This window comes from Brevibacillus sp. HB1.2, from assembly GCF_013332495.1.
Classification (GTDB): Bacteria; Bacillota; Bacilli; order Brevibacillales; family Brevibacillaceae; genus Brevibacillus; species Brevibacillus porteri.
The window spans coordinates 535,707-546,947 of record NZ_JABMIU010000002.1 but is presented as its reverse complement, the minus strand read 5'-3'; the positions used below and the strand labels follow the sequence as shown (position 1 = coordinate 546,947).

General features: G+C 47.6%; 1 protein-coding gene. It reads left to right on the top strand.

The window, feature by feature from the left end; genetic code table 11:
- Positions 1–2: 2 nt before the first annotated feature.
- Positions 3–11,228 carry an SDR family NAD(P)-dependent oxidoreductase gene (locus tag HPY28_RS07460; protein WP_174230323.1) on the top strand — a complete coding sequence of 3,742 codons (11,226 nt, stop codon included), beginning with the start codon at positions 3–5 and terminating at the stop codon, positions 11,226–11,228.
- The last annotated feature ends 13 nt before the right edge of the window (positions 11,229–11,241 follow it).

The following is an 11,241-nucleotide window of genomic DNA, read 5'->3' as shown; positions in this document are numbered from 1 at the left end:
AAGTGCATGATCAGTTTCTCATAACGATCAACCATCCAATCCTCAAAAATCATAAAGCGCACGGTCAGGAACTGTTGCCTGGATTAGCTCATATTGATTTGTTGTATCAAATGTTTCGAGAAAATGGTCATGATTACAGCGAGCTTGAGCTTCGTAATCTAACGATCTATCATCCGATCATGGTGGGACAAGATTATGATGTCATGCTGAGCATTTGGTGCACGCAAGGCAAAGCAGGACAGTGGCAGATTCGGATGGAGGGTCAGACACAGCGCAACGGCATGTTAGACTCGGAGAAAAAGCTATATGTCACTGCTGATATGCATCAAAGTGCTCCTGCGCAGTTCGATGAAACGCTGGATCTTCCCATCCTAGAGCAAGCTGCAAACAAAAAAGTCAATCTGCATGACGTATATGAACAATGCCGTCGTCAGGAATTGGTGCATACAGGTTTTATGAAGGCAGAAGGAACGATATATGAAACAGATTCAGCGGCGGTAATGGATATATCTCTCGGTAAACATGCCCTTCCCAGTGCGGAAGGGTTCATGTTTCACCCGACGTTGATCGATGGGTCCGCTATCGGCTCGATGGTATTGTTCACCTCGGTAATCCAAGAAGAACAACGGCTATTTTTGCCGCTTTTTTATGAATCTTTTCGGGCCACAGCTCTTTTACAGCAACATTGCTTTGCCAGAGTACAAACGTCATCCATCCAGCGAAAAAATGAACTGATGTATTTGACGATGGAGTTCTTTGATCGATCAGGCAAAAAAATTGCGCATTTGCAAAATTTTGCGGGCAAGTTAGTTCGTGATCCTGGTCTGATCAATCCCAATAAAAACGAAGCACCTCAGCTTCGAGGGGATATCAAAGAACCCCTTCATGAATCGAATGAGCCACAGTCTGCCTTCGTGAGGAAAGCACAAACTTTTTTGCAACAACTGCTGGCAGATCGATTACAAGTTCCAGCCGCGTCGATTGATACGCAGATTGGTTACTATGAAATGGGGCTTAACTCGCCGGGCTTGTTGGAAGTCGTGAAGGCTGTCGAAGCGAAAGTAGGAGCGCCGCTGGCTCCTACTTTATTGTTTGAATATACGAATATTGCTGAGTTGGCCGCCTATCTTGCCGAGAATCATGCTTCCGTATTCAGCGGGCTTGATTTGATGAAACAGGAAGGTAGCCATGAGTTGCCGCAACCTGCAACGGTCGTACATTCAACAGCACCCTCGGAGAATCATACAGCGAATGCCAATGAAGAAATTGCGATCATCGGGATGGCAGGTCGTTATCCAGAGGCCAGAAATCTCCATGAATTCTGGATAAATTTAAAAGAGGGCAAAGACTGCATCAAAGAAGTCCCGAAATCTCGCTGGGATTGGCAGCAGTTTGGAGAACTCAAATCCCCTTCTGGAAAGCAGATGTCCAAATGGGGAGGGTTTATTGAAGACCCTGATTGCTTTGATTCTCCATTTTTCAGAATATCGCCGCGGGAAGCAGAAACGATGGACCCCCAAGAGCGTTTGTTTTTGGAAACATGCTGGGAAGCAATGGAAGACGCAGGTTATACGCCGAAGACGATTGTTCCGCCTCGGGGGAGCAGTAACAGGCGGCAGGTTGGTGTCTTTGTTGGCGTGATGCACAAGGATTATTCCTTAATCGGAGCGGAAGCGATGTCTCGGGGAGAAATGTTCCCGTTATCCCTGAACTATGCACCGATTGCCAATCGCGTTTCCTATTTCTGCAATTTTCATGGTCCGAGCATGGCGATTGACACCGTATGCTCCTCCTCGCTGACGGCTGTTCATTTGGCGCTGGAGAGCATCAAGCGCGGAGAATGTGAGGTAGCATTGGCGGGTGGCGTCAATTTATCCTTGCATCCTGGAAAATACTTGTCCTATGGCATGATGGATATGCACGCTAGTGATGGCTATTGTCATACCTTTGGCAAGGATGGCGATGGGTATGTTTCTGGAGAAGGCGTCGGTACCGTCGTGTTAAAGCCATTGCACAAAGCGATTGAGGATGGAGATCATATTTATGCCGTGGTAAAAGGAAGTAGTGTGAACCACGTCGGATCGGTGAGCGGGCCTTCCGTACCAAGCCCTGTTGCTCAAGCAGAAGTGATTACAGCATGCCTGGAAAAGAGCGGTGTGAACGCGCGAACGATTCGTTATGTGGAAGCGCACGGGACCGGAACTTCTTTGGGTGATCCCATTGAAATTCAAGGATTGGTGAAAGCGTTCCGTCAATATACAGAGGATCAGCAGTTTTGCGCTATTGGCTCTGTGAAATCGAATATCGGACATGCAGAATCTGCTGCGGGTATCAGCGGTCTGCAAAAAGCTGTTCTTCAGCTCCACCATAAAACGCTCGTTGCTTCCTTACATGCCAAGGAAGTGAATCCGTTTATTGATTTTGCGCAATCTCCTTTTTATGTACAGCAACGGACAGAAGAATGGAAATCGGAGAGCATGAAAAACGGTCAAAAAGTCACCGTTCCGAGACGAGCAGGGGTAAGTTCGTTTGGAGCTTCGGGGTCTAATGCCCATATTATTTTGGAAGAATACATTCCAGCGGAAACAAAGCCGAAAGCGGAAGCCATTGGCCATAAAAATCACCCAGTGATGATTCCACTATCTGCCAAGAATAAGGAGCGATTGCAAGTCTATGCGCAAAAAGTAGCGGAGTTTCTAAAAGGGGTATCAACAGACAATAACCCTCAACCACGCACGGAAGAGAAGCGAAATCAGCTTCAAGAAATGCTGGAGAAGAAGCTTCGCGGGATTTTATCCAGTATTATTCACGTGGGAGAAAACAGCATTGAGATGGAACAAGAGTGGCATGAATACGGAGTAGACCTCGTTCAAATCACACAGCTAACGCAAAAACTGCAAGAGGAGCTGCATATTCAGCTAGATATCAAGGAGTTCGATCAAAGCAGCTCCATTGCTTCCGTCATCGCTTCTCTCCTAGATAACCATCGAGACGATATAGAGGGAGAAGGTCAGGCTTTTGCTGATCCAGCAGCGCAAATCGATCTGGAAAATGTGGCGTATACTTTGCAAGTTGGACGAGAAGGGATGAGGGAACGAGTAGCCTTTGTCGTCGAGGATATACCTGAGCTGATCGGAAAATTGGAAGCTTATTCGAGAGGCGAGAATACGATCGATACTTGTTGGGAAGGGAGCTTGAAGCCTAACAACGAGTCAACCGGATTCCAAAGCTGGATTGCAGAAGGCAGCATCAGAAAAATGGCTGAATGTTGGGTGACAGGCTATGAAGTGGATTGGGAACAGCTTTATTTGAATAACAAACCGAGACGTGTTCCCTTGCCGACGTACCCATTTGCGAAGAATCGTTATTGGATTCCAGAGAGCAAAATGAAATCTGTAAGCGGCAAGACAGCAGCTCCATTCACGAGCGAACCTGCGATTCATCCACTGTTGCAACGGAATACTTCTGATTTTTCTGAACAGAGGTTTAGCTCCACTTTTACAGGTCAGGAGTTTTTCCTATCGGATCATGTCGTGAAGAATCAGAGAATCTTGCCGGGAGTTGCCTATCTGGAGATGGCGAGAGCAGCAGCAGAGCAAGCAACGGCTGCCTTGACCGAAGAACCAGCCCAGATTCAACTCAAAAACGTGGTTTGGACACGGCCAATTGTTGTGGGGGACCAACCTGCACAGATCCATATCGGTCTTGTTCCCGAAGAGAATGGTGAAATTCGTTTTGAAATCTATAGCGAGTCGGAGGCTATGGATGCAGAACCCGTCGTGCACAGTCTGGGGAGCGTCATGCTTCATTCTGTTGCTGAGAAGCATGCCTTGAATCTGCCATCCATACAAGCAGAATGCGGCCAACGTGAGTTTTCATCCGAACTATGCTACAGCATTTTTCAATCAATAGGAATGGATTATGGTTCGGCACATCAAGGAATTGATACCTTGTATGTAGGGGAGGGCAAAGTATTAGCCAAGCTAACCTTGCCTGCCTCCGTCTCCGAAATGGAGAACCCTTTTGTCCTGCATCCAAGCTTAATGGATTCTGCCTTGCAGGCATCTATCGGGCTAATGATGGGTGGGGAAGATACCCCATCAGCGGATGGCGACTCCAGTCGCAAGCCCTCCTTGCCTTTTGCCATGGAGGAAATTGACATTCACAACAAGTGCACATCCTCAATGTGGGCGTACGTTCGTTACAGTGCTAACAGCAGCGCAGATGACAAGGTACAGAAGCTAGATATTGATTTGTGCGATGACCAAGGAACCGTTTGTGTACGAATAAAGGGATATTCCATGCGAGTGCTGGAGGACGGGAAGCCAGCGAATCACGTTGCTTCGAGCAGCGCTTCTCCCGTACCCTCACTGGAGCCTCCGGTGGGGAATCTCATGCTGTCCGCTGTGTGGGATGTGACTCCCGTTGAGAAGGGGCAGCTTTTCCCTACTACTGATGAACAGGTTGTCATTGTGGGGGGAAATGAAGAGAATGGGAGCGCGATTCAACCATACTATCCACGAGCAAAAGTGTTGTCCATTAAGGCTGAGAATACGATTGAGGAAATCGTACACCGACTAGAAGAGCTTGGTTCCATTGATCATATGGTGTGGATCGCTCCTTTTGATGCGATAGATTCCTTGGCGGATCATCGATTAATCGCGGGGCAAGATCAGGGAGTGATTCTATGCTTCCGAACGATTAAAGCCTTGCTTCGCTTGGGATACGGAAGTAAGGAGTTGGGGTGGAGCGTCATCACGGTTCAATCCCAGCCCATTCGGAATACAGATGTTGTGAATCCTTGTAACGCCAGTATTCACGGGTTAATTGGTTCGATGGCGAAGGAATATCCAAACTGGAAGATTCGACTCATGGATGTAGAGGCCGAATCTGAATGGCCGTTGGATGATATGTTGAGGCTGCCAAGAGATCGTCAGGGTCGTCCGTGGGTGTATCGTCAAGGAGAATGGTATCGCCAACAATTGCTTACCATCGACCATCCTCCGATCGATCAGACACGGTTGAGGCAGGGTGGCATTTATTTGGTGATTGGCGGTGCTGGTGGCATCGGCGAAGCATGGACCGAGTATATGATTCGTACCTATCAAGCCCAGATCATATGGATGGGTCGTCGTCAAAAAAATGAAGAGATTCAAGCGAAGATGGATAGACTTGCCGCTTTTGGACCAGCACCAGACTATATAACAGCGGATGCAACGCAGCAGAACGCTTTGCAACAAGCTTATGAACAAATAAAGCAAACGTATAGACGGATTGACGGAGTTGTTCATTCTGCCATGGTCTTGGTTGAGGAAAGCTTGGAGGCTATGCAAGAGGAAGGTTTCCGAGCAGTGCTTTCATCTAAGGTTGATGTGAGTGTGAACATCGCGTTGGTGTTTGAGAAGGAGCCTTTGGATTTCGTATTATTCTTCTCTTCACTCATGGCAGTTACGAAAGCTCCGAAGCAAAGCAACTACGCTGCCGGATGTACCTTTAAGGATGCATATGCTCATCAATTGACCCAAGCATGGCCATGTGCGGTGAAACTGATCAATTGGGGATATTGGAGCAGTGGGCAAGTGGAAGAGTCTCATCAAGAGATGGTAGAAATCTATCGGCGTTTGGAGCAAATCGGCATTGGTCTGATTCAGCCTCCAGAAGCTATGCAAGCTGTAGAGACACTTCTCGCAGGAGCCATGAATCAAATTGCTTTCATGAAGATAACGAAGCCTATTGTCATAGAAGGGATGAAGGTAGAAGAGTGGGTGGATGTTCACCCTGAACGTTATCCATCCATGCTACAGCTGTCTGCCCATGAAAATGAAGGGCTTGCTGATGTAGCGGCTGCCTTTATCGAGGAGCGGTTGAAGCAGGAGCAATCTGCAAGAATTCGGATTCTCGAGATCGGAGCAGGTACAGAATCTACCAGTTCTTTGATTTTACAAAAATTACATGCCTATCAAGAGCATATGAGCTTCCAAGTTTTTGATCCGGAAGTGGCGTTAAGTGAACAAGGAATGCACGCTGATGAATACGACCTGATTATCACAGCTGATAATCTGTACACAGCTCAGCATATTCGCCAAGCCCTGCGTACCTGCAAGTATCTCTTAAAAAGGAATGGTCTGCTTCTACTAGAACTTTCATTGCCTCTGGAAGGTTGGCAGAAAGTGTTGAAAGATGAGGGCTATCGAGTTGATTCCTATCCACAGTTGATAATTGCTGAAAGTGACGGCGTTGTCCGCAAGTCCAAACAACAGCAGAAATCAATGGGGACCTCAGCTTCTACTCAGCCAAGTCCTCCAGCTACAGACAGAGGAACAAGCACGGAGGATATGCTTCATGAGAAAAGCATCGCCTATTTTAAGCATTTGGTCGGAGAAACACTGAAAATTCCATTTGACCAGATCGACTCTTCTGCCGCCCTGGAGGAGTATGGCATTGATTCGATTATGATTGTGCAAATGACGAATGTCTTACGGAAAAAATTGCATCAGATCAGCACGACCCTCTTTTTTGAATATCAAACGATTGATGCGCTGGTCGAGCATTTCATGACAACACAAACGGATGAACTACTAGCTCTAGTAGGAATAGATGAACAGCAGCCTGTTCAAAAGCAAGTAACCAACTCAGCAGCTACTGCAAAGCCAACCAGAGAGCAAGCTGGCTCGGTATTTCGAAAGGCAAAATCTCGCCGTTTCCTGCAAGCTCTTGATACGCAACCGGAAAAACCAGCAGCGCCGTCCAGACAGGATGTGGCGATCATTGGTCTTTCAGGTCGTTATCCGCAAGCGGAAGATGTCTGGGAGTTTTGGTCTCGCCTGAAAGAAGGGAAGAATTGTATCACGGAAGTACCGGAGGATCGTTGGAACTGGCAAGAATATTTCAGCGAAGAAAAAGGAAAAAGAGGATACATGTACACCAAATGGGGCGGTTTCATCGAGGATATGGATAAATTCGACCCGCTATTCTTCCAAATTTCTCCTAACGAAGCAGAGCAGATGGACCCTCAGGAGCGCTTATTTTTAGAAACGGCATACGCATGTATGGAGGATGCGGGTTATACTCCTGCGACATTAGGAGAAAGCAGAAAAATTGGTGTGTTTGTTGGTGTCATGAATGGAAATTACCCAGCAGGAACGAGCTACTGGTCGATTGCCAATCGCCTTTCCTACTTGTTCAATTTCCAAGGACCAAGTCTAGCAGTGGATACGGCATGCTCCTCTTCTTTGACGGCGATCCATTTAGCCTTGGAAAGCCTGTATAGCGGAACAAGTGAATGTGCCATCGCAGGCGGGGTCAATTTAATTGTCGATCCGTTCCACTATATTCGACTGTCTGGAGCGACTATGCTATCTGCTGGTGACTGCTGCAAGTCGTTTGGCGACCAAGCGGATGGCTTCGTAGATGGAGAAGGTGTGGGAGCTATCATATTGAAGCCTCTGCAAAAGGCGATTGCCGACGGTGACCACATATACGGCGTAATCAAGGGAAGCATGCTCAATGCAGGCGGCAAAACAAATGGATATACGGTTCCAAACCCAATCGCGCAGTCGCAGGTAATCCACGACGCATTGCAGCGGGCAGGAGTAGATGCTCGTGCCGTCAGCTATATCGAAGCGCACGGTACAGGGACCGCTTTGGGAGATCCAATCGAGATTGCGGGACTGACTCGCGCATTTGGACAAGATACGAAAGACAAGCACTTCTGCGCCATCGGCTCGGCCAAGTCGAACATTGGGCATACGGAGAGCGCGGCAGGAATTGCAGGATTGACCAAAATATTGCTTCAGATGAAGTACGGTCAAATAGCACCTTCCCTGCACGCTGAGGTAATGAATCCAAACATTGATTTCAGTCAAACGCCATTTATGGTTCAGCAACAGCTGACTGAATGGAAGCGACCCATCATGGAGATCAACGGAGTAACCAAGGAGTATCCGAGAATCGCTGGGCTATCGTCTTTTGGGGCGGGAGGAGCTAATGTCCATATTGTCATCGAAGAGTACCTCGAAAAAGATAGACAGCCCGAGAGTAGCATTCAGCCACAGCAACCAAACATGATCGTTCTCTCAGCGAAGAACGAAGAGAGACTGTTCGCTCAAGTGAATCGATTATTGAAGGCGATCAAAGAAGAAGCATTCACCGATGCCCAATTGACTGACGTCGCTTTTACGCTTCAAGTAGGGCGGGAAGCGCTGGAAGAACGCTTGGCTGTTATCGTCCGATCAGTGGGTGAGCTTGCGGAAAAACTAACGCAGTTTGCAGAAGGCGCAGAGAACATTGCCGAGCTGTATCGTGGGCGAGTGAAGCGCAATCATGACACGGTAGCTCTTTTTGCTGATGAGGATATGAAGCAAACAGTGGAGACATGGATTGCCAAGGGGAAATACGCTAAACTGCTGAATCTTTGGGTTAAGGGCGTCTCTTTTGACTGGAATAAGCTATATAGCGAAGATAAGCCGCGCCGCGTCAGTTTGCCTACCTATCCTTTTGCCAGGGAGCGTTATTGGATAGACGTTCAAAAACCAATGGCAACAAGTAGGACTAAAGCTTCTTCCGTTAGCGGTGATATCCTCCATCCATTGCTTCATAAGAACACTTCTGACCTCTATGAGCTGAGATACAGTTCCAGCTTTATAGGGCAGGAGCCGTTCTTGGCAGATCGTCTTGGAAATGGGCAGCGCCTCTTTCCACTCACTGCTTATCTGGAGATGGCACGGGCGGCAGTGAAACAGGCAGCAGGAGATCGAGAGGGGACTTTATCTGGAATCCGAATGACTCATGTTGCTACAGATGTTCCGCTATTGGTGGGCGATGATCTGGTTCAGGTACACCTGGGTATCTATCCAGAGGACACTGGAGTGCTTGCTTATGCAATCTACAGCGAATCGAAAGAAGAGGAGACCAGGTCTGTGGTACATAGCCAAGGTATGGTCGAATTCACTTCGCTCGTTGAAGCACCCATGTTGGATATACCTGCCATGCAAGCCGAGAGCAGTGAGGTGCTTACTGCCCAAAAATGCTACGAGCTGTTTCAAGGGATTGACCAAGTATACAGGACACGAGGACAAGTATTGGTAAAACTCTCCTTGCCTTCGATTGCCATGGAGCCAGCAGGACAATTCGTTCTCCATCCTAGCCAGTTGGAGTCTCTGTTGCAGTCATCTCGTTATCTCATCACGGAGTCTACATTATCTGACAACATCAGCTCCATCCAACCAAATGGTACGTTTACCCTTGAAGAGCTGGAGATCTTCGAAAATCATCCTGCTGCCATGTATGCCCTCATTCGATCCAGTGATAAATCGGAGAACAAGAAAATAGATATCGATATATGTGATGAGTCAGGCAGAATTGGCGTGAGGATAAAAGGTTTTGCAGTTGGAAGTGAAAAACGGGATGCGACGGTGAGAGAGAATCAGGAAACAGTGACTTCCACTCCACCGCTGATGGGAACCACGATGCTCACGCCAGTATGGAACGCCGTGTCTGTAGAAAAAGGGGAAGTCATTCCAGCAACAAGTGATCAAGTAGTCATCGTTTGCGCCGAAGAAAAGGATAGAAGTCTCCTTCAACGTCATTACCCTCAAGCTACTGTTTTACCGCTTCAGTCAGATGACTCTATTGAGGCTATCGCAAGTAAGCTGCAAGAGCGGGGTGTGATCGATCATCTCATGTGGGTGGCTCCCAACAGCCCAGTGGAATCTGTAAAAGAGGAGTCTTTGATGATTGGGCAGGAGCGGGGCGTTATTCAAGTTTTCCGCTTGATCAAGGCTTTACTTGCGTTGGAGTATCAGACGAGAGACTTGGGCTGGACGATCATTACTGTTCAGGCGCAGGCTATCTACAAAAAAGATACGGTTCATCCAACGCATGCCAGCATCCACGGGTTGATCGGATCGATGGCGAAGGAATATCCGAACTGGAAGGTAAGACTCGTCGATTTGGACGCGCATGCCGATTGGCCGCTACGCGATATTTTTGCTTTACCTGCCGACGCTCATGGAAACGCTTGGGCATATCGTGGACATGCGTGGTTTCGCCAGCAGCTAATGCCCGTGCAGATTCCTTCCATTAACCAAACCGTCTACAAACAGCATGGAGTCTATGTTGTGATTGGAGGCGCGGGTGGTATTGGACAAGCGTGGAGCGAATACATGATCCGCACCTATCAAGCACAAATCATTTGGATCGGTCGCCGCAAGAAAGATGAGTCGATTCAGAACAAAATAAATCAACTTGCTGCTCTAGGACCTGCACCGCTCTATTTCGAAGCCGATGCTACGGATCGCGAGTCGCTGCAAGCTGCTTACGAAGAGAGCAAGAAACGATTTGGCAAGATTAACGGAGTGATTCATTCCGCTATTGTTCTCCTTGATAGAAGTCTGGCGAATATGGACGAGACAGCCTTCCGAGCCGGACTGGTACCAAAAGTAGAGGTAAGTGTGCGGATGAGTCAAGTATTTGGCGAGGAGCCATTGGATTTTGTCCTGTTTTTCTCCTCGATTAACTCGTTTACCAAATCGCCTGGACAAAGCAATTATGCTTCAGGCTGCGCCTTTAAAGATGCTTTCGCCCATCAGCTTGCCGAGGAATGGACGTGTGCGGTAAAAGTAATGAACTGGGGATACTGGGGCAGTGTTGGAATCGTTGCGTCCAAGGGCTATCAGGAACGAATGGAACAGATCGGCATTGGCTCGATTGAACCTTCAGAAGGGATGGAGGCATTGGAAGCTTTGCTATCAGGTCCGATGAATCAATTGGCGTTGATGAAAACAACCAAGCCACTCGATATGGAAGGAATCCATACAAGCGAATCTGTTACAGTCGTTTCAACCAAAATTTCCTCCAGCATGGCAAGCATTAAAAACAAGTTAAAAGTAAAAGAAATGCCCACAGCAGCCTATTTTGCATCAGAAACAAATACGGACAGGAACAGCTTGTTTGATAACGTACTAGCTACGATCATTCAACTCGCCTCTCTAATCCTGAAGGTAGAGAGTGAAGAAATTGATACGGATATTGAATGGAAGGAGTACGGTTTCGATCCAGTCAAGCTCACCGAATTTTCTACCAAAATCAATCAGAAGTACAAGCTTGAACTGACACCTGCTGTGATGATGGACTACCCAACGCTTAAGCACATCACTGAATTTCTAGTCAATACCACCCTGAAATCTCAATCAGAAAGAGAACAGGACAAACCGGTTCTATACGTGTAAGCCGAAGGAGTGC